Origin of the sequence: Porcipelethomonas sp. (genome assembly GCF_051893655.1) — a bacterium.
Taxonomy (GTDB): domain Bacteria; phylum Bacillota; class Clostridia; order Oscillospirales; family Ruminococcaceae; genus Porcipelethomonas.
The window spans coordinates 1-21,550 of the sequence record NZ_JBJFHN010000019.1; the positions used below are offsets into that span (position 1 = coordinate 1).

Below are 21,550 nucleotides of genomic sequence, written 5' to 3' on the forward strand. Positions count from 1 at the left end.
AACGCTGACAATAGATTTTATACGACCTAAAATGAAAAATCAGGATGAGAAAAGAGAAGTAATTATAATGCGTGTTCTGATTGCAGTTTTTCTGATTATTTCAGTTATAATTGCATTTAATAAAAATGCATCTATTTCTACTCTCATGTCATATTCATGGGGTGCTCTTGCAGGTGCTTTTCTTGGACCGTTTATGTTTGGACTGTACAGCCGGAAAATAACCAGATCATCTGTCTGGGTAAGTTTTATTCTGGGGGTAGGAATAACTGTATGTCATATGATTATTTTCGGCTTTGGATGGTTTCCGGAAATCACCGCATATGCTGCTTCCTTTAAACTTAATCTGGCTTCACCGATTAATGCAGGAGCAATAACTATGATCTTATCTATCATTGCTGTTCCCCTGGTCAGTGCTTTTACTAAAAAACCGGAAGAAGAACACACAAATAAGGTTTTTGAGTGCTACAGCAAAAAATAAATGTTTTCAAAATATCATTTTTAATTAAATTCCTATTGACAAAGAATTGAAATTGATATAAAATAAATATGAGTATGATTAAAACAATTTAGTTGCTGCTGATTTAAAACAGTCGATTTTTTATTAATTACTGCATAGATCGTAATTTATGGAGTGCTGGCAAAAAACAATATGCTTTTGGACTGGATATGTACCGGAATATCTGTATATTGGGTTTGAGTCGTAACTACATAGCAACAGCGTAAAATATATTTTTAGTAAAGGCGGATAATGTTAATGGGAATTTTCGGAAAACTTTTTGGCTCTTACAGTACTAAGGAACTGGCTCGAATTGAACCTATCAAGCAGAGTGTTCTTGATCTTGAAGATAAGTTTGCAGCAATGTCTGACGCTGAACTCAAAACTCAGACTCAGAATTTCAGGGACAGACTTGAAACAGGCGAAACTCTTGATATGATCCTTCCGGAAGCACTTGCAACTGTACGTGAAGGTGCTTACAGAGTTTTAGGCAAGAAACCGTTTCCGGTTCAGATTATCGGTGCTATAGTTCTTCATCAGGGACGTATTGCTGAAATGAAAACCGGTGAAGGTAAAACATTGGTAGCTTGTGTTGCCGCATATCTTAATGCTTTGCCGGGCAAGGGTGTTCATGTAGTTACAGTAAACGACTATCTTGCAAAGACACAGTCGGATGAAATGGGCAAGGTACTCAGATTTTTAGGACTGACAGTCGGCTGTATTCTTCATGGTCTTACAAATGAGGAACGCCGTGAAGCATATAACTGTGATGTTACTTATGCCACAAACAATGAGCTGGGATTTGACTATCTGCGTGACAACATGGTTATTTATAAAAAGGACAGAGTTCAGCGCCAGCCGAATTTTGCTATTGTAGATGAGGTTGACTCTATTCTCATAGATGAAGCAAGAACTCCGCTTATAATTTCCGGCAGAGGGGACAAGTCAACAGAGCTTTATGACATTGTTGATAAATTTGTAAAGAATCTAGTTTCTACAACTGTTGTTGAAATAGATGATAAGCAGGATCAGGATGAGATCAATGAAAACGTTGATTACATTATTGATGAGAAGGCAAAAACTGCTACAATTACTCGTTCGGGAGTTAAGAAGGCTGAAAAATACTTTAATGTAGATAACCTTATGGATCCTGACAATATGACGCTTCTGCACCATATCAATCAGGCTCTTAAGGCTCACGGTGTTATGCATGCGGATATAGACTATGTTGTAAAAGACGGTGAAGTTATCATTGTTGATGAATTTACCGGACGTCTTATGCTTGGACGCCGTTTCAATGACGGACTTCATCAGGCAATTGAAGCTAAGGAAGGCGTAAAAATTGCTCATGAATCCAAAACCCTCGCAACAATTACATTCCAGAATTACTTCCGTCTTTACAAAAAGCTTTCCGGTATGACTGGTACTGCTATGACAGAGGAAGATGAATTCAGGGAAATTTACAAGCTGGACGTTATTGCTATTCCTACTAATAAGCCTGTAATCCGTATAGATCATCCTGACCAGATTTACAGAACTGAGGCAGGCAAATTCAATGCAATTATTGACCAGATTATTGAATGTCATAAAAAGGGACAGCCTGTTCTTGTTGGTACGATTTCAATTGAAAAGTCTGAATTGCTTTCTGCAATGCTTAAGAGAAAAGGTATAAAGCATGTTGTTCTGAATGCTAAATATCATGCAAAGGAAGCAGAGATCGTAGCTCAGGCAGGTAAGCTGGGTGCAGTTACTATTGCCACAAACATGGCAGGTCGTGGTACTGATATCATGCTGGGCGGTAATGCTGAATTTCTTGCAAAGGCTGAAATGCGCAAAAAAGAATATGACGAGGATATTATCAATGAAGCTGTAGGCTTTGCAGATACTGATGATGAAGAAATTCTTGCAGCAAGAGCTGTTTACAAGGAACTGTATGACAAGTTCAATGCCGAGGTGAAGGAAAAGGCAAAGGATGTAAAGGCAGCAGGCGGTCTTTATATTCTGGGTACTGAACGACATGAATCAAGACGTATTGACAATCAGCTCAGAGGGCGTTCAGGCCGTCAGGGAGATGAAGGTGAGAGCCGTTTCTTCCTTTCTGTTGAAGATGATCTTATGCGTATTTTCGCCGGAGACCGTCTGGAAAATATGATGAAATCCTTGAATGTTGAAGAAAATATGCCTATTGAAAGCAAAATGCTTACTAAGATCATTGAGTCTTCACAGAAGAAGGTTGAGGGCAGAAACTTCAGTATCAGAAAGAATGTACTTAATTATGATGATGTTTTGAATACTCAGCGTGAGATTATTTATAAGCAGCGTTCACAGGTTCTTGACGGCGAGGATCTTCATGATAATATTCTCAATATGATGCATGAACTTGCAGTTGAATCGGTTAACAATTATCTGTTTGATGATGAAGATAAAGAAAACTGGAATCTTATTGGTCTGAAAGATCATTTTATGGGATGGGTTCTCAGAGATGAAGATCTTGATTATGAGGAAAATCAGCTTGATGATGTTACAAAAAATTCTGTTGTTGAACTTCTGGAAGACCGTATGAAGACTATTTATGCTGCCAAGGAAGAAGAGTTCGGCGGACAGCTTATCCGTGAGCTTGAACGTGTAATTCTTCTTAAGGTTGTTGATACCAAGTGGATGAACCATATTGATGATATGGCAGAACTGAAAAAGGGTATCGGACTTCGTGCATTCGGTCAGAAGAATCCGGTTGTTGAATACAGATATGAAGGCTTTGAAATGTTTGATGCTATGGTTGATTCAATCCGTGAGGATACAATAAGAATGCTCCTTACTGTAAGAATCCAGAAGAATGTTACACCTCAGCGTGAACAGGTCGCAAAGCCGGACGCTCCTAATGCCGGAAGCATCAGAATGACTAAAAAGAAACCGGCTGATAATGATCCGTGTCCATGCGGTTCAGGTAAGAAATATAAAAAGTGCTGTGGTATGAAAGAACAGTAAGTTTATAAAAGGAACGCTGTGTAAGTGCTACCTATGATAAATCGGAATTTTCAGCAACTATCTTCGTAACTATTGAGGGAAACCCTTTTGAAAAAGGGTTATCCCTCAAACTCCCTTCCTAAAACTTCACCTGATTTTTTCTCAAAGGGGCGAATGCCCCTTTGAGAAAAAATAAAATAAAAGTCTTTGGAAAGGGGTCTGGGGAAAAACCTTTCCTCAGAAAGGTTTGCCCCAGCAGGGTTTCGGATATACTGCTGCAAATTTTGATTTATACTATTAATAAAATAAAAAACAATCCCGAAAGCGGTTTTTTTAACTGCTTTCGGGATTAAAATTTCTATATGGTGTCATGCTTAAAAGCATAACTTTAATATATTCAAAGTTTTAGTTGGGTTTAAAAAAGGCTTGATTGAAACCTTATATTTTGTTTATTCTCATGCATCTCATAGCATTTAGAATGGCGATTACAGAAACCCCCACATCAGCAAATACTGCTGCCCACATTCCGGCAAGACCTACAGCACCGAGAATCATTATCAGTATCTTTACAGCAAGAGCAAATATTATGTTCTGATATGCTATTCTAAGTGTTCTTTGGGAAATATTAATAGCTTCAGTAATTTTAGAAGGTTTATCATCCATAAGAACAATATCTGCAGCTTCGATTGCAGCATCAGACCCGGAACCGCCCATGGCAATACCAATATCAGCTCTGGAAATTACAGGTGCATCATTGATTCCGTCTCCGACAAATATAAGTTTGCCTTTTTCAGAGGTTTCATTTAACAGTTTTTCAACGATGTCAACCTTGTCTCCTGGAAGAAGCTCACAGTAAACGTCATCAATTTTAAGCTGTCCGGCAATGTTTTCACCGACTTTTTGTGAGTCGCCTGTAAGCATGACAGTTTTTTTAATTCCCAGTTTTTTTAATGATTCAATAGCATTCTTTGAGTCTGGTTTGATTTCATCTGAAATAATAATATGTCCGGAATATATATTATTTACAGCTACATGTATTATAGTACCTATATGATGGCAGGGACGCCACTGGATTTTCATATCATTCATTAGTTTGTCATTTCCTACAGCAATTTGCTTTCTGTCTATGGTACAGCTTATACCTCTTCCGGCAATCTCTTTATAATCAGAAATTCTGGATTCTTCAATATCTGTATTATATGCTTCCTTAATAGACTGAGCAATAGGATGATTTGAAAAGCTTTCTGCCATTGCAGCATATTCCAGAAGCTGATTTTCTGAAATGATATCGGGATGTAAAGCAGTTACTTTAAATACACCTTTTGTGAGTGTACCAGTTTTATCAAAAACAACGATTTCTGATTTGGCAAGAGCTTCAAGATAATTGCCGCCCTTTATGAGTATTCCTGATCTGGACGCACCTCCGATTCCTCCAAAGAAGCTTAAAGGGACTGATATTACAAGTGCGCATGGGCAGGAAATTACAAGGAATATCAAAGCACGTTCAATCCATTTTGCCCAGTCACCCATAATAATTGAAGGTATAATTGCCAGAGCAAGTGCCGCAAATACTACACAGGGAGTATAGTATCTGGCAAATTTAGTGATGAAATTTTCAGCTTTGGATTTCTTGCTGCTTGAGTTTTCAACCAGATCGAGTATTTTAGAAACGGTAGATTCTTCAAAAAGTTTTGTGGTTTTTATTTTCAGCAGACCGTTATTGTTAATGCATCCGCTTATAATACTGTCTCCGGCAGAAACGCTTCTTGGGACTGATTCACCTGTAAGAGCAGAGGTATCCACACTGGAATTTCCATCTTCAATTATTCCGTCCAGAGGAACTCGTTCTCCGGGTTTTACAATGATAATGCTTCCTATTTCAACTTCTTCCGGATCTACAGTAACGATTTCACCGTCTTTTTCAATATTGGCATAGTCAGGTCTTATGTCCATAAGTGCTGCAATTGATTTCCTTGAATTTCCGACAGCATAGCTCTGAAACAGTTCTCCAACCTGATAAAACAGCATAACAGCTGTGCCTTCAGTATAATCACCCAGAATAAATGCTCCGACAGATGCTATTGTCATAAGAAAATTTTCATCAAAAATCTGTCCGTGAAGAATGTTGCGGAAGGATTTGTATAATACATCCCAGCCAATAATTAAATATGGTATCAGTGCAGCAATCAGACGTATATATTTATTGTCTTCCGGAATAATGGCAGATGCTGCAAGAAGAACAAAGCTTATAATTATTCTTACAAGCGTCTTTTTTTGCTTATTGTTCATGAGTAACTCCAATCTGTTATACAGGAAGTATAAAATTATTTTAAAACTATTTTACAGTCCGGTTCAATTTTTTTGCAGATCTTAGCGGCCTGTTTTAAAATGTCGTCAAATTTATTTTCATCTGCTGTTATGGTAAGCTTCTGAGTCATAAAACTTACAGTTACTGCTTCAACACCTTCAATTTTTGCAATTGCATTTTCCATTTTAGCAGCACAGTTTGCACATTCCAGATCGATTAATTTAAAAGTTTTTTTCATAGTAATCTCCATTTCCGCCTTAGGGCTATAATTTTTATTCATTAATATGTTCCATACCCTGATTTATAATACTGCAAACATGATCATCTGCAAGGGAATAAAAAACATTTTTACCTTCTTTACGGCTTTTTACAAGCTTATTAGTTTTGAGTACTCTCAGCTGATGAGAAACGGCAGTCTGGCTGACATTCAGAAGCTGTGAGATATCGCAGACACAAAGTTCTGCCTCAAAAAGAGCATATAATATTTTTATTCTTGTAGAATCACCGAAAATTTTAAAAAGCTCTGCAAGATCATAAAGAGTTTCATCATTCGGGATTGATTCTTTTACTTTTTTTATACTATCTTCATGTATGCACATATATTCACATTTTTCGATATTTTTTTCATTTTCCATCAAATCAACATCCTTTCATATGAATATCTGTTCATATATTATCATGTTTTTTTCTTCTTGTCAATAGCATTTATAAAAAAATCCTCCATACAGAGGATTTTTAAATATGTTAATAAATTAAATGCAATAATAACCACGAGTAATATTGACTTTTATCTTAAACAGGTATAAAATATAAGCATAATATTATTAGTTAAAAGAAGGGTTATTATGGTTGAAGTAAAAAAAAGATATACTCTCGGCGAAGAGATTTTTAATTCTGTTTCTCATGGTGCCGGAAGTCTTCTTGCCATCGCAGGAACGGTAGTACTGATTGTTTTTACAGCCATTTATTCTGATGCATGGGCTGTTGTAAGCGCAAGTATTTATGGTGCTTCTCTTATAATTTTGTATACTATGTCAACACTATACCATGCAATAACAAATAATAAGGCAAAAACTTTTTTCAGAATAATGGATCATGATACTATATTTTTGCTTATTGCAGGAACGTACACACCTTATACTCTGGTTACGCTGCACGGTAAGCTGGGCTGGACACTTTTTGGAATAGTCTGGGGTGCAGCTGTGCTGGGAATTGTACTAAATTCGATAAACCTTGAGAAATTCAAAAAACTGTCAATGGTATGCTATGTTATGATGGGATGGGTAATTGTTTTTGCAGCAAAGCCTATGATTGAAAATTTGTCTGTAATGTCACTGGTATTTCTTCTAATAGGCGGAATTTTCTACACTGTTGGTATTGTATTTTATGCTGTTAAAAAGGTGAGATATTTCCATTCAGTATGGCATCTTTTTACTATTGCCGGAAGTATATTTCATTATTTCTCAGTTTTTCTGGCACTGACTCAGCATTGATTCAGTATCCCTGAGAAATCACAGATTCATCATTGTCAAGCCAGTCAGAAACGTTAAAAATGGTATATTTATCTCTGGTATTTCTTACAATAACTCTTTTGATGCCTGCATTTATAATAAAACGTTTGCACATAAGACATGGCTCGATATTACCGTCAATTTCGCCGGTTTTGGCGTCATGGCAGGCAAGGTATATGTCCGAACCCATAAGGTCAGCACGGGACGCTGAAATTATGGCATTCTGCTCTGCGTGTACTGCACGGCAAAGCTCATACCGCTGACCTTTTGGGATATTCATAGTGTCTCTGAAACAGTTTCCGGAATCAGAGCAGTTAATTCTGCCTCTGGGCGCTCCGTTATATCCGGTGGAGATAATCTCGTCGTTTTTTACTATTATTGCACCGAAATTTCTTCGGATGCATGTACTTCTTTCAAGTACTGTTTCGGCTATGTCAAGGTAATAATTTATTTTATCACGTCTTTGCATTCTGATCACTTCCTATATTAATTTTACAATTATTATTATATAAAATTTATAGTGATATTGCAAGGGGATTTTAAAACTTACAGAATAAAAAAAGGATAAATATTATGCTAAAAAACAAGAAATTAATAAAAATAGCGGCTATACTATTGATCACTATACTTATTCCGTATATACTATTATTTATACAAGATGCTATGAGGTATTCTAATAAAAAGGAAAGTCTTGGAATAAAAAACAGCATACTTTATGTTGAAATTGCTAAAGAAAAATGGAATGGTGAAGAAGATAAAATAATTATAAAGGATAAGGAAGCAGTCAGTGAACTGATTGAATATCTGAATTCGCTAGAATTGGTTCAGGAGGAAGATTATTTTTCTGATGAATTAAGATCAGGGAAATATATTACTTTATATACAGCATGGAATGATATTACTGTGACAGGCAGATATATTAAAGTACATGATCCTTATGAATGCGACTGTTGCGAGGGTACAAAGTACTATGTTGTGGATTCCGGATTTAACATTCTGACGGGAAGAAGCAAGGTTTCAAAATACATAAATAAGCTGATTGATGAATACGGTGAGGACTGGGATTGATAAATTATAATAGGAGATAAAATGCGAAAAATAAAGGCTTTCCAGATTTTATTTTGTATTGCGTTTGTTATGATTGCAATAGTCTATTATATACCATTTGCAATACATATATTTACGCATAAGCAAACACTAAAATATAATAATGTTGATTATATAGAAATTACAATTGGAAACAGAATAAATTATGAATATGAATCATTTTATGTTGATGATGAAAAGGCTTTGGAAAAATTCACAGAATATCTGGCATCTCTTAAGCTGGTAAAGGAAGATGATCCATATAAGCATTATGATATTGATGTATCAGATAAATATTATTATTTCTCTATTTATTCTGACAGTGAATTTTCATGTGAAGATCATTATGACACAATTATTTTGTACGGGAAATATCTTGATATAAATCACGGAGACGATGATGATTGTGTTACTACGGATTATTATGTGATGAATTCTGGATATAATTTTATAACTGGTGAGAGCAGATTGTCAGATTTGCTTGTTGAACTAGCTGAAGACTATGGAAAATAAAGGAACAAATATGAAAAATTTAACAAATATAAGCGTAATAAAAGAACTTCTTGAAAAATACGGCTTTAAATTTTCAAAGGGTTTAGGTCAGAACTTTCTGATAAATCCGTCAGTATGTCCGAAAATTGCTGAATATGGACTGGCAAAGGAGGGGTATGGCATAATTGAAATTGGTACAGGCTTTGGCACACTTTCTTGCGAGCTTGCAAAAGGTGCAGATAAGGTCGTTGCAGTTGAAATAGATTCAAGGCTTATACCAGTACTGGATGAAACAATGAGCGAATTTGACAATTTTAAAGTTATAAATGCCGATATAATGGAAACAGATTTAAATGCTTTGATAAAAGATGAATTTGACGGGCTTAAGGTTGCAGTATGTGCAAATCTTCCTTATTATATAACGTCTCCGGTGATAATGAAACTTCTGGAAAGTGAAATACCTGTGGATGCTATAACTGTAATGGTTCAAAAGGAAGCTGCCGGACGGTTGTGTGCAAAAATGGGTACAAGAGAATCGGGTGCAATAACGGCAGCTGTGAATTATTACGGCACAGCAGAGCTGTTGTTTAATGTCTCAAGGGGAAGCTTTATGCCTGCACCAAATGTGGATTCGGCAGTAATACAGATAAAACCTGATAATAAATATAGAAATAAAATACATGATAAATCATTATATTTTAAAGTTATTAAGGGTGCTTTTGCACAGAGAAGAAAAACGCTTGCCAATTCTCTGAATTCGGCAATGGGAATTGAAAAGGAAAAAATTTATGATATTTTAAGAGAAATTGACCTTCCGGAAACGGCAAGGTGTGAACAGCTTACAATGGATAACTGGACAGAATTTGTAAATATCCTAAAAAATATTATATAATTTCAAATTGAGATTTACGAACCCAAAAGATGCCATTCATAATTGACATTATATTCACCTGTATAAGATTATAATTATATAGAATACTGCAAAAAGAATGCAGTAAAATAATTATGGCAGGTGCAAGATGATGTTAAAAGAAATGGTTGTGGAAAAAAATAAGCAGATCAGTACAGTTGCTTGGATAGCGGCGGCTTTTGCAGGTGCGGTACTTATGGCGTATTCAACTTTAGGTTCTGTTACTGCGCCGGCTTGCTGCGGACTTGTCGGTGCTTTGTCTCCGCTTTATGCCGGGACGGTTTTTGCCGGAACAGCAATTACATATTTAATAAGCGGATCTGTCGGAGATGCCGGATTTATAATATGTTCGCTTTTGCTTATCTTTGTTGGAAAATGGATTATACGTGATGACGATTCACCAAAATTCTGTGCGGTTATAACAAGTGTAAGCATGGCGTTTTCAGGAATAGTTTTTGGCGCTTTGGTTGACAGAAATATTTTTACTGTTTTTATAAATTTATTTATATCTGTTCTGGCAGGTGCGGCATCATATTATATAAAACAGTTTGTCGATTTAATTATCTCAGGCGGAATTGTGAAATTTGAAAAAAGTAATCTTACATCCTTTGCAGTGGTTTATATTATTGCAGTATCTGCTCTGTGCGGACTGTCAGTTTCTGTTATAAATATTGGCCGTATAGCCGGATGTATGCTGATATTATGTGCGGCAAAGCGTTTCAGATATTCTGGGGGAGTTGTAAGCGGAGTTCTTACTGCTGCCGGAATTTTTCTGAGTTCCTCAACACTTGGCATACCTGCTGCTTTTTTGGGCATTGCAGGTTTTGCGGCAGGCTTTGCGGCAGATTACAGCAGGGTAACAGTAGCGGCGGCTTTTCTGGCAGCAAATTTTTGCGGTCAGCTTATAACAGGTATGAATGATGCGGCTTTCTGTATGCAGGCTGACGCTGTGCTTGGAAGTATTATTTTTATGCTGCTGCCAAAAAAACTGCTTGTACCCGGAAATGTAATCTGCGAAAGTGGTGACGAAAACGGAGGAGAAGAACTGGTACGTGCAAGGATGGACTTTGCTGCACTTTCTCTTATGGATATAAGAAAAAATGTTGAGGAGATTATTTCTGCCCTTGAGAAAAAATCCCAGCCATATAATACTGTAAATGAAGTAAGCGCCAGAGTATGCGGAAAATGCAGAAACAAGGCGGTTTGCTGGGGAAAAAATTATGAGAAGACCAATACTTGCTTTATGAAAATAAACAAGCAAAGTGTTCCGGATGCTGACAGCTTTCCTTCCGGTCTGGACTGCTGCCGTAAACATGAAGTAATTGATGCATTTATAAGGTGCAAAAAAGAAGAGTCTATAAATAAAATGTTGTCATCAAAATTGAATGAAAACAGGAATTTCTTGTTTTCACAGATGGAAACTACAGAGGATATTATTTCTTCTTTATCAGAAAAAATGAATTTTTGCTATAGTAAAACTATGACTCATCATTTATGCAATATACTTGATAAATATGAGATAGATTATTCTACGGCAATAGCATATTATAATCAGAATGACAGACTCATTACTGAAATTTATACTAAAAATTATGAGGAAGAGGATTCGGATGCAATCTGCCGTATTCTGACTGATGAACTGCGTATTCCTATGGAGTTCACAGAACCGGTTTCCAGCAGCGGAGAAACCCGGATGAGATTTAATCAGCAGACTAAATATAAGATACAGTATGCTTCTGCTCAGAGCAGTGCCGAAGAAAATCAGCCATCCGGAGACAGCTGCGGACTTTTCTGTGACGGTCTTGGAAATGCTTATATTTTTATATCTGACGGTATGGGAAGCGGCAGTCAGGCGGCTTTGGATTCTGCAATCGTTTCCAATCTGTTTAAAAGACTTATAAAATCCGGTATAGAATGCAGTGCAGCAGTAAAGATGATTAATTCAATAATGCTGACAAAATCAAATGATGAAAGCTTTGCAACACTTGATATAGGAAAAATTAACCTTGAAACCTGTGAACTTACTCTGTACAAATCCGGGGCGTCATCAACGCTTATTAAATATCCGGATTCAGTTATGATGTTTAACTCTCCATCTAATCCTATAGGAATAATACCTGACAGCCGTATATCACAGCAGACTTGCAATTTTGATGAGGAAGATGTTCTGGTTATGCTTTCAGACGGGGTTGACGAGTCACTTTACCTTTACATAAAGGAACAGCTTCAGACTGTCTATGATTTAAAAACTATAACAGATAATGTCTGCTCAGGGGCAAAAAAGAAGCATACCGACACGCCGAAAGATGATATTACTGTTGCAGCAGCCAGAGTATTGCTCAGGAACTGAAAGGAGAAATGTAAAATAATAAGCATTTTTGCATAAAATGTATGATATAAAAAAAGCAGCTTTTTGTCATAATGCACTAAATTAGACAATTAAAACTATGTAAAATATATGAAGTTTATTTAATTTGACTAAAAAAGCTTGAATAAATTGTGGATTAATGTTAAAATAAATGTAATAAGGAGGAATGAAAATGAACAAAAACAACTCCGGTAATTTACCAGAAACATATAAGTTTCCATTATACCTTTTTTATCAGGGAAAAAACAGTGAGGCATATAAATTTTTTGGTGCTCACAAAATTGAAATGGATCACCAGAAATATCATTGCTTCCGGGTTTGGGCACCAAATGCTGTAAGCGTTTCAGTAGTGGGTGATTTTAACAATTGGAATAAGCATTCAAATTCTATGGAAAAAATATCAGACGGCGTATGGGAATGTTTTATTCCGGAGCTTAAGCAGTTTTCAGCCTATAAGTATTGTATAGAAACCAAAAGCGGAAAGTTTCTTATGAAATCTGATCCTTACGCATCTCATTTTGAAACACGTCCGGGAACTGCTTCCAAGATTTATGAAAGCAGCTTTGAATGGTCTGATGATGAATGGATGAAAAGTAAGTCTCAGAAAGTAATATACAAAAGTCCTGTCAATATATATGAGGTTCATTTAGGCTCATGGATACGCAACAGTGACGGAAACTCTCCGGGATATGTGGAATTTGCTGAAAAAATTATTCCGTATATGAAAAAAATGTCCTATACTCATATCGAGCTTATGCCGCTTACGGAATTTCCTTTTGACGGCTCCTGGGGCTATCAGGTTACAGGATACTATGCACCAACTTCACGTTTTGGCACTCCGGATGAATTCAAACAAATGATCAATATGTTCCATGACGCCGGAATAGGTGTGATTCTTGACTGGGTACCTGCTCATTTTCCGAAGGATGCAAGCGGTCTGTATGAATTTGACGGAACCTGCTGCTATGAATATACCGATGAAAGAAAACGTGAGCACAAATCGTGGGGTACGAGAGTATTTGATTACGGCAAAGGAGAAGTATGCTCGTTCCTGATTTCCAGTGCAAATTACTGGATTTCTGAATATCATGTTGACGGTATAAGAGTTGACGCAGTGGCATCTATGCTGTATCTTGACTATGACAGAAGAGACGGGGAGTGGTGTCCTAATATAAACGGCGGCAAGGAAAATCTTGAAGCAATAGAATTTTTCAAGCACCTGAATGAAGCAATTTTCATGAAACATCCGGATGTTCTTATGATTGCTGAAGAATCAACAGCATGGCCTATGGTTACAAAGCCTACTGATATAGGCGGTCTGGGATTCAATTTCAAATGGAATATGGGCTGGATGAACGATATGCTTCAGTATATGTCACTGGATCCTATCTACAGGGCATTTAATCATGATAAAGTTACATTCTCGTTCTTTTACTGCTTTTCTGAAAACTTTATACTTCCGATTTCGCATGATGAGGTTGTTCACGGAAAATGCTCAATGATTGAAAAAATGCCTGGTACATATGAACAGAAATGCAGTTCCTATAAAGCCTTTCTTGCGTATATGATGGCTCATCCCGGTAAAAAGCTTCTGTTTATGGGTCAGGAGTTTGCACAGACACGTGAATGGGATTATGAATCTCAGCTGGACTGGGAAGCTCTGAATGAGGAAAATCATAAAAATATTCATAAATTTTCTGAAAAACTTAATAAATTTTATCTTGAACATCCGCCGCTCTGGCAGAATGATGATTCGTGGCAGGGTTTCAGCTGGATTTCACATGACGACTACAAACAGAGTGTAATTGCATTCAGACGTTTTGATGACAATGGTGATGAAATTATAGTTGTGTGCAATTTTGTTCCTGTTGAAAGGCTTGACTATAAAATCGGAGTTCCGTATGAGGGCGAATACAAGCTTGTTTTCAATTCTGATTCAAAAGAATTCGGAGGAAGCGGAATTACTGCTGATACAATGAAATCTACATCTTATATGATGCACGGATTTGATGACAGTATTTCTATTGATATTGCACCGCTTTCAGTTATATATTTAAAACCTGTTCCTAAGAAAAAAACTGTTAAAAAAATTGCGTCAGAAAAATCAGATGTAAAAGTAAAAGGTGATCTGACAATTCAAAGTACAAAGAATAAAAAGGAAAGTAATAATAAGTCTAAAACAGCTAAAAAATAAAATATAATAGATTTTGAAGAAATTGCTGTATAGTATACAGCAATGGTCAGGAGGAAACAATGTATATAAAAAAGGAATGTGTGGCGATGCTTCTCGCCGGCGGACAGGGAAGCAGATTATACGCTCTTACACAGGATATGGCAAAACCTGCCGTGCCATACGGAGGAAAATACCGCATTATAGATTTTCCTCTTTCTAACTGTACAAATTCCGGTATTGATACAGTCGGAGTACTTACACAGTATCAGCCGCTGGTACTTAACGATTATATCGGAAACGGTCAGCCATGGGATCTTGACAGATTAAACGGCGGTGTTCATGTTCTTCCGCCTTATCAGACTTCCATGGGTGCTTCATGGTATGAGGGTACAGCAAATGCAATATATCAGAATATGAGCTTTATTGAGAGATATGATCCGGAATATGTAATAATACTTGGCGGCGATCATATTTATAAAATGGATTATTCTAAAATGGTGGATTTCCACAAGAAAAATAATGCTGATCTGACAATTGCTGTTCAGGAAGTTTCACTTGAAGAAGCAACCAGACTCGGAATTATGACCTGTAATCCTGATTTCAGGGTAGTTGATTTTACTGAAAAGCCTAAAGTTCCGAAATCAACGCTGGCTTCAATGGGTATTTATGTGTTTACATGGAAAAAACTTAAAAAATATCTGATTGACAATGAAAATGCCAATACCGGTTCTAAGGACTTTGGTAAGGATATTATTCCTTCAATGCTTGAAAATAATGAAAGACTTTTTGCTTATACATTTGAGGGTTACTGGAAGGATGTAGGTACTCTGGACAGTCTATGGGAAGCTAATATGGATCTTTTAAGTCCAAGTGTTCCGCTGGATCTTTATGATCAGAGCTGGAAGATATATTCAAGAAATAACAATATGCCGCCGCAGTACATAGGAGATATGGCAGAAGTTGAAAATTCGATGATTTCTGAGGGCAGTACAATAAACGGAAAGGTTGATTTTTCAATTATATTTGCAGGGGCTACTGTTGAAGAAGGCGCAACTGTAAATTACAGTATTATTATGCCGGGGACAGTAGTAAAGTCCGGTGCGGTAGTTGAATATTCAATTGTCGGTGAAGACTGTATCGTACATGAAAATGCGAAAATTGGACTTAGTCCTGAGAGCGTTGAAAACAGAGATGAATGGGGTATCGCTGTTGTTGGCCACAATGTTGAAATATCAGAGGGAGCCGAAGTTCTTCCTAAACAGATAATATCTAAAAATGTGTAAGGAGGACAAAATAAAATGATTTCTAAAAATAATGTTCTGGGTCTGATATTTGCAAGCATGCATGATGAGACTGTTATAGATCTTACCAAAAAAAGAACAATGGGTTCAATTCCGTTCGGCGGAAGATATCGTCTGATAGATTTTCCACTTTCAAATATGGTCAATTCCGGAATAAAAGAAGTCGGAGTTATTACAAAATCCAATTATGGTTCACTTCTTGATCATCTGGGTTCAGGAAGAGAATGGGATCTTTCCAGAAAAAATGGGGGACTGCACCTTCTTCCTCCTTTCAGCCATGTTGACAGCGGTATTTACAGAGGCAGACTGGAAGCACTGAACGGAGTATGGGAATTTGTTGATCATTCTCATGCGGATTATGTTGTTATGTCTGACTGTGATATTGTGACTACAATTGATTACAGGGATGTTATAAATTTCCATATTAAAAATGAAGCTGATATAACAGTGGTAACCGGAAAAAGCTTTTATGACCGTTCAAAGGAACAGTCTGCAAATGTTATCGGTGTTGATGAAAATAACAGAATAACAGATGTTATGATTGATCCTCAGATATCCGGAGAATGTAATATCAGTCTTGATATGTTTGTTGTCAGCAAGGAATTTTTAAGACAAATTGTTGTACAGTCAGCAAGCAGAAGCAAGTATAATTTTACTAAGGATATACTTCAGGCATGTAAAGATGAATATAAATTTATGGCTTATGAGCATAAAGGATATTTTTCAAAAATTGATACAATGACTGATTATTATGAAGCAAACATGGCTTTGCTTGATACTGAAAACAGAAATAATCTGTTTATAAAATCTGCTCCTATTTACACCAAAATCAGAGATAATGGCCCTGTAAGATTTGGTCTGGAGTCAAACATTAAAAATTCTCTTATTGCTGATGGCTGTGTAATTGAAGGTACAGTTCAGAATTGTGTTTTATGCAGAGGTGTAAAAATAGGCAAAGACGCAGTTGTAAAGGATTGTGTATTGATGCAGGATACAGTAGTAGGCAATAAATGCAATATAAGCTCTGTAATAACAGATAAAAACGTAGAGATAGGCGAGGGCAAGATACTTACAGGTTCCTCATCTTATCCGCTTTATATAGGCAAAAGAGCACAAATCTGATAATGGGAAGGAAAGTGGATAGATGAATATACTGTTTGCTGCAAGTGAAGCAATTCCTTATATTGCTTCCGGCGGACTGGCAGATGTTGCGGGTTCGCTTCCGGCAGCCATAAATAAAAAAGGTCATGACTGCAGGATAGTAATTCCGTTATACAAAGGAATTAATCCACAACTCAGGGCATCTATGACGTTTATAACTCATATAACTGTTGATGTTTCATGGAGAAAACAGTACTGCGGCATTTTTACTTCAATCTGCAACGGGGTTACTTATTATTTCCTTGATAATGAGTATTACTTTGGCAGAGATGGTATATACGGTTTTTATGATGACTGTGAAAGATTTGTTTTTTATTGCCGTGCAGTTCTGGAAATGCTCAGATATATTGACTTCAAGCCGGATATTATCCATGCTAATGACTGGCAGGCTGCTATGATACCAGTATATTATGAGGTATTTTATAAATATCAGCAGGGTTATGAAAATATAAAAAGCGTATTTACAATTCATAATATACAGTATCAGGGAAATTATGGACGTGAAGTACTTAATGAAGTTATGGGACTTCCTATGTATCATATGAGCCTGCTTGAATATGACGGCGGAATAAATATGATGAAGGGTGCAATTGAAACTTCAGACAAGGTTACAACAGTAAGTCCAAGTTATGCATGGGAAATTCTTGATCCGTGGTACTCACACGGTATGGACAGAATTCTTCGCACTAAACAATACAAACTGAGCGGTATATTAAATGGTATTGATGTAAATGGTTATAATCCTGAAACTGATGAAATCATTGAGAAAAATTATTCTGCCAGAAGTACTACAGGAAAAAAAGTATGCAAGGCAAAACTTCTTGAGGAATTAGGGCTTCAGGAAGGAAATGAACCATTAATTGGTATTGTTACAAGATTTGCTTCACATAAGGGTATTGATCTGATACGCTATGTTTTTGAGGATCTTATACGTGCCGGATTTAAATTTGCAATTCTTGGCAGTGGAGAGAAAATTTTTGAAGATTTCTTTAAGGAAATGGAATCACGTTACAAAGATAAAGTAAGTGTTTCTCTTGGATTTATGCCTGAGCTTTCAAGAAAAATTTATGCTGGTGCTGATATGTTTCTTATGCCTTCTCAAAGTGAGCCTTGCGGTCTTGCACAGATGATAGCTATGAGATATGGTACGATTCCTATTGTACGTGAAACAGGCGGACTGCGTGATACTGTCCGTGACTGCGGCGGAGAAAACGGAAACGGTTTTACTTTTAAAACATATAATGCACATGATATGCTTGACGCATGTATGCGTGCAAAGGCAGCTTATGAAGATAAGCGTGGTTGGAACAGAATTATAAAACGTGATATGTCTGAAGATTTCAGCTGGGCAAGTTCTGCGGATATTTACATTAAGCTATATCATGAACTGACAGAAAAAAATAACTAAAATAAAAATAACTTTTTTTACAGATATTGGTTTTCGTTATAAAAAATTTGAATGACGTGCAGGCTGGTGCTTTCACGTCATTTGTTTTGTAATAAATTTGAAAGGGAATAATATTTTATGTCTAAAGTATTCTGGAATGGGGGAGCACTTCTGGCACCAGTACCTCCGGCTTTAGTGTCATGTGGTACTTCTGAAAATCCTAATGTTCTTACAATAGCATGGACGGGAATTATTAATACAAAACCGCCTATGACTTATATTTCAGTAAGGCCAGAAAGATACTCCTATAATATCATAAAAGAAACCGGTGAATTTGTTATCAATCTTACTACATCAGCAATGTGTCGGACTGCGGATTTCTGCGGAGTGAAAACCGGAGCCAAGGTGAATAAATTTGAAAAATGCGGACTAACACCAATACAGGCGTTTAAAATTAATGCACCTGTAATTGCAGAATGCCCGGTAAGTCTGGAATGTATTGTCCGGGAAATAAAACCTCTGGGTACGCATGATATGTTCATATCTGAAATTGTAGGAGCTGATATTGAAGAAAAATATATAGACAGCAAGGGTAAATTGAATCTTCAGCAGTGCGGTCTTGCGGCTTATGCTCATGGAGAATATTTTGCGTTGGGCAGAAAAATGGGTGATTTTGGTTTTTCTGTACGAAAAAAGAAGAAAAAAAGGTGATAATTGGTATTCTTTACAGTCAGTTTTATTAAACGATTCTAAAATGATTTTCAAGAAAACGAGAGAAATTGAGAAAACAAGAGAGAAAACAAGCGTGAGAGGGATATAAATTAAAAATTCAGAGATTTACGCTTTGACATTTATTCAGGAATCCTGTATAATTATTTGCGTAATGTCAAGAGGTTATTTGAGCATACTCATTATTTTATGAGCTTGCGGATGCTCAGCAAAGAGGATTAACCCATCCTTTTATACTTGACGTAAAAATAAAATAATGGAGGAAAACATATTATGTCAACTTATATGCCAAAAGCAAATGAAGTTAACCGTAAATGGTATGTATTAGATGCAACTGATAAGCCCCTTGGCCGTGTTGCTGCACAGGCTGCTCATATTCTCAGAGGCAAGCATAAGCCAACTTATGCACCTCATGTAGACTGCGGAGATCACGTAATCATTATTAACTGTGAAAAGGCAGTTTTAACAGGTAAAAAGCTTGAAAACAAGAAGTTTTACTGGCACACAGGCTGGATCGGCGGTCTTAAGTCTGTAAGCTATAAAGAATTAATGGAAACAAAGCCTGAAAAAGCAATGATGATTGCTGTAAATGGGATGCTTCCTAACAATACTCAGGGAAGAAATCAGCTTAAACGTTTGAGAACTTACAGAAATGCAGCACATAAGCATGAGGCTCAGAAGCCTGTAGCTTATGAATTATAATAAGGAGGCGGAATAAATGTACGAATCAAAAGTAAAATATTTCTATGGAACAGGCAGAAGAAAGAGTTCTGTAGCAAGAGTCAGAGTATATCCTGGTTCAGGTAATATCACTATAAACGGAAGAAATATTGACGATTATTTTGGTCTTGAAACATTAAAGCTTATTGTTCGTCAGCCTCTTAATTTAACTGAAACAACAGATAAGTTTGATATTGTTTGTACAGTTGCAGGCGGTGGTGTAACAGGTCAGGCAGGTGCTATAAGACATGGTCTTTCAAGAGCATTGTTAGTTTATGATCCTGAACTTCGTCCTGTTCTTAAAAAGGCTGGATTCTTAACTCGTGACCCGAGAATGAAGGAAAGAAAGAAATATGGTCTCAAGGCTGCACGTCGTGCTCCTCAGTTCTCAAAGCGTTAAAAGATTTTTTCAGAAATGCCTATTTTACGGTATTTTCGAGAATTTCTTGCGAAGTTGTTCAACAAATTGTTCAACTAAAAAATGTGAAAGTAAACCTCTTTGTCGGGAAATCGACAGAGAGGTTTTTTATTCAGGTCAGTTCATCGGAAAGTTTGTCATTGATCGTGTCAGCAAGGCGGATCTTTTGCTTTTGAAGCACATCAGCATAGATATTCGCTGTCACACCTATGTCGCAATGACCGAGATGTTCTGAGATCACTTTCAGGTCTACACCGCTGTTCAGTAAAAGCGTTGCGTTACAATGTCTCAGCTTATGTAGAGTCATATCCTCGAATTCCGTTCCTTTCGTCATACGCTTCAAGGAATGGTATACAGAGTTGCGGTCACGGTAGTTCCCCAAACCAGAGGGAAAGACCATTTCGGAGTGAGCGTACTTGTTGCCGAGAGCCATTTTCAGCTTCTCAACATAGGCTTGCTGCTCTCTGAGACACTTCTCCACAGTTGTATTCATTGCTATCAGGCGGATACTGCTTTTTGTCTTTGGTGAGTCAAGGTAACATTCTCCGTTGACATTGGAAAGCGTATGGTGTATGAATATCGTTTTCTTCTCGAAATCAATATCTTCCCACGATAAACCAAGACATTCTCCTATCCTCATACCCGTAAACAGCAGGACTATCAGGATACGCTTCACATCTTCGTCCCACGTCTTGTCACGAATAAGGCGGAGAAACCGCTTTGTTTCCTCCTCGGAAAGAGAATAACGCTTGCCCGTGTCCCTTTTCTTTGGAATTATCACGTTCTGACAAGGGTTTTCTCTTGTGAATCCCTGCTGTAAAGCTCTGCGGTATATGCTTTGCACTACAATATAGACCTTTCTGACCGAGATTGCATTAAGGTGATGATCTTTGCCAAGCACTTTCAGAAATTCCGTCAGCATTGGTGTGGTAATATCTTTGAGCTTTTTGTTGCCGAGAATTGGTGCGATATGATTTCTGTACTGACTTTCATAGTTCAGAATAGTAGTCGGCTTCAATTCTTCGGGGGCATAGTTTTCAAAATACCAATCGGCAAGCTCAGAGAAACGCATATTCTCGTTAAGCTGAGCATATCCCTTGCAGTGCCTTTCAAATTCAAAAGCGTATTCCTGAGCCAGCTTTTCAGCCTTTTTCGGTGATGTGCCCTCCGGTGGAACGTAAGTTGTAGACTTGACGATCTGTTTTCCACTAATGTCACGTCCTGTGAATACTCTTATGAGAAACTTTCCGTTTCTGTTTGTAATATTAGCCATATAATCTCCTTTACGGACTATGGCATATCTCGCATTCTAATTGTAGCGCGCTTCTTTCTATATGTCAAGATATGCCATAGCTTTTTTGTCTTTTATTCTAATTCTGTACTTCTGTTTCTGTTGAATTTAAACCGGGCAAAATCCTCCGACAGTCCGCAGGCAGATATGAACGCCCTTGCCTTTTTCAGCTCACGGGAAAGCTCGTCCTCACGGCTGATACGCTTTGCTTCCTTTTTCATTTTCTCACGGGTGA

19 protein-coding genes are annotated in these 21,550 nt (G+C 37.1%); 14 read left to right on the forward strand and 5 right to left on the reverse strand.

Going from position 1 to position 21,550, the window contains the following annotated elements; all coding sequences use genetic code 11:
* Together ACI4WO_RS00755 and secA are read left to right on the forward strand one after the other, a co-directional pair.
* On the forward strand, positions 1–478 hold a 478-nt coding region (locus tag ACI4WO_RS00755), incomplete at its 5' end, for a sodium:solute symporter family transporter (RefSeq protein ID WP_439805647.1).
* Between the two features lie 276 nt (positions 479–754).
* A complete protein-coding gene (gene secA / locus ACI4WO_RS00760; protein ID WP_439805648.1) occupies positions 755–3,481 on the forward strand; it encodes a preprotein translocase subunit SecA in 2,727 nt (908 codons plus the stop codon).
* A 417-nt stretch (positions 3,482–3,898) separates the two neighbouring features.
* Here secA and ACI4WO_RS00765 read toward each other — a convergent pair whose 3' ends face one another.
* The 3 genes from ACI4WO_RS00765 to ACI4WO_RS00775 are packed head-to-tail and all read right to left on the reverse strand — an operon-like array spanning position 3,899 to position 6,403.
* The gene (locus ACI4WO_RS00765) at positions 3,899–5,749 is read right to left on the reverse strand and encodes a heavy metal translocating P-type ATPase (RefSeq protein ID WP_439805649.1); all 1,851 of its coding nucleotides are present in this window, start codon (positions 5,747–5,749) and stop codon (positions 3,899–3,901) included.
* A 35-nt stretch (positions 5,750–5,784) separates the two neighbouring features.
* Positions 5,785–6,006, reverse strand: coding sequence for a heavy-metal-associated domain-containing protein (locus tag ACI4WO_RS00770; protein WP_439805650.1), 222 nt, complete (start codon positions 6,004–6,006; stop codon positions 5,785–5,787).
* A 34-nt stretch (positions 6,007–6,040) separates the two neighbouring features.
* Positions 6,041–6,403: an ArsR/SmtB family transcription factor gene (locus tag ACI4WO_RS00775; protein WP_439805651.1), complete on the reverse strand. Its 363-nt coding sequence runs from the start codon at positions 6,401–6,403 to the stop codon at positions 6,041–6,043.
* A 210-nt stretch (positions 6,404–6,613) separates the two neighbouring features.
* Here ACI4WO_RS00775 and trhA point away from each other — a divergent pair, with 210 nt between their 5' ends.
* Positions 6,614–7,261 carry a PAQR family membrane homeostasis protein TrhA gene (trhA, locus tag ACI4WO_RS00780; RefSeq protein WP_439805652.1) on the forward strand — a complete coding sequence of 216 codons (648 nt, stop codon included), beginning with the start codon at positions 6,614–6,616 and terminating at the stop codon, positions 7,259–7,261.
* A gap of 1 nt (position 7,262) precedes the next feature.
* On the opposite strand, the gene ACI4WO_RS00785 is transcribed toward trhA, so the two are convergent.
* On the reverse strand, positions 7,263–7,748 hold the full coding sequence (locus ACI4WO_RS00785) for a deoxycytidylate deaminase (protein WP_439805653.1): 486 nt from the start codon (positions 7,746–7,748) through the stop codon (positions 7,263–7,265).
* 104 nt (positions 7,749–7,852) lie between these two features.
* Between ACI4WO_RS00785 and ACI4WO_RS00790 the strand changes: the two genes are divergently transcribed.
* The 11 genes from ACI4WO_RS00790 (at position 7,853) to rpsI (ending at position 20,006) form a co-directional block, all read left to right on the forward strand.
* On the forward strand, positions 7,853–8,347 hold the full coding sequence (locus tag ACI4WO_RS00790; protein ID WP_439805654.1) for a hypothetical protein: 495 nt from the start codon (positions 7,853–7,855) through the stop codon (positions 8,345–8,347).
* A gap of 21 nt (positions 8,348–8,368) precedes the next feature.
* Positions 8,369–8,878 carry a hypothetical protein gene (locus tag ACI4WO_RS00795; protein WP_439805655.1) on the forward strand — a complete coding sequence of 170 codons (510 nt, stop codon included), beginning with the start codon at positions 8,369–8,371 and terminating at the stop codon, positions 8,876–8,878.
* A gap of 10 nt (positions 8,879–8,888) precedes the next feature.
* Positions 8,889–9,749, forward strand: coding sequence for a 16S rRNA (adenine(1518)-N(6)/adenine(1519)-N(6))-dimethyltransferase RsmA (gene rsmA / locus ACI4WO_RS00800; RefSeq protein WP_439805656.1), 861 nt, complete (start codon positions 8,889–8,891; stop codon positions 9,747–9,749).
* A gap of 127 nt (positions 9,750–9,876) precedes the next feature.
* Positions 9,877–12,117 carry a SpoIIE family protein phosphatase gene (locus tag ACI4WO_RS00805; protein ID WP_439805657.1) on the forward strand — a complete coding sequence of 747 codons (2,241 nt, stop codon included), beginning with the start codon at positions 9,877–9,879 and terminating at the stop codon, positions 12,115–12,117.
* Positions 12,118–12,307: 190 nt separating this feature from the next.
* Positions 12,308–14,329 (forward strand): 1,4-alpha-glucan branching protein GlgB, encoded by a 2,022-nt coding sequence (gene glgB, locus ACI4WO_RS00810; RefSeq protein WP_439805658.1) that lies wholly within the window; start codon positions 12,308–12,310, stop codon positions 14,327–14,329.
* 59 nt (positions 14,330–14,388) lie between these two features.
* Positions 14,389–15,591 (forward strand): glucose-1-phosphate adenylyltransferase, encoded by a 1,203-nt coding sequence (locus tag ACI4WO_RS00815; RefSeq protein ID WP_439805659.1) that lies wholly within the window; start codon positions 14,389–14,391, stop codon positions 15,589–15,591.
* Between the two features lie 15 nt (positions 15,592–15,606).
* Positions 15,607–16,731, forward strand: a complete 1,125-nt coding sequence (gene glgD, locus ACI4WO_RS00820; protein WP_439805660.1) for a glucose-1-phosphate adenylyltransferase subunit GlgD — start codon at positions 15,607–15,609, stop codon at positions 16,729–16,731.
* A 22-nt stretch (positions 16,732–16,753) separates the two neighbouring features.
* Positions 16,754–18,178: a glycogen synthase GlgA gene (glgA, locus tag ACI4WO_RS00825; RefSeq protein WP_439805661.1), complete on the forward strand. Its 1,425-nt coding sequence runs from the start codon at positions 16,754–16,756 to the stop codon at positions 18,176–18,178.
* A gap of 117 nt (positions 18,179–18,295) precedes the next feature.
* Positions 18,296–18,868, forward strand: a complete 573-nt coding sequence (locus ACI4WO_RS00830; protein WP_439805662.1) for a flavin reductase family protein — start codon at positions 18,296–18,298, stop codon at positions 18,866–18,868.
* Positions 18,869–19,159: 291 nt separating this feature from the next.
* Positions 19,160–19,588, forward strand: coding sequence for a 50S ribosomal protein L13 (gene rplM / locus ACI4WO_RS00835; protein ID WP_439805663.1), 429 nt, complete (start codon positions 19,160–19,162; stop codon positions 19,586–19,588).
* Positions 19,589–19,604: 16 nt separating this feature from the next.
* A complete protein-coding gene (gene rpsI, locus ACI4WO_RS00840) occupies positions 19,605–20,006 on the forward strand; it encodes a 30S ribosomal protein S9 (protein WP_439805664.1) in 402 nt (133 codons plus the stop codon).
* A gap of 130 nt (positions 20,007–20,136) precedes the next feature.
* Here the strand turns inward: rpsI and ACI4WO_RS00845 are convergent, their stop codons facing one another.
* Complete coding sequence (locus ACI4WO_RS00845; RefSeq protein ID WP_439805665.1) at positions 20,137–21,297, reverse strand: tyrosine-type recombinase/integrase; 1,161 nt, start codon at positions 21,295–21,297, stop codon at positions 20,137–20,139.
* Positions 21,298–21,550 lie beyond the last annotated feature (253 nt).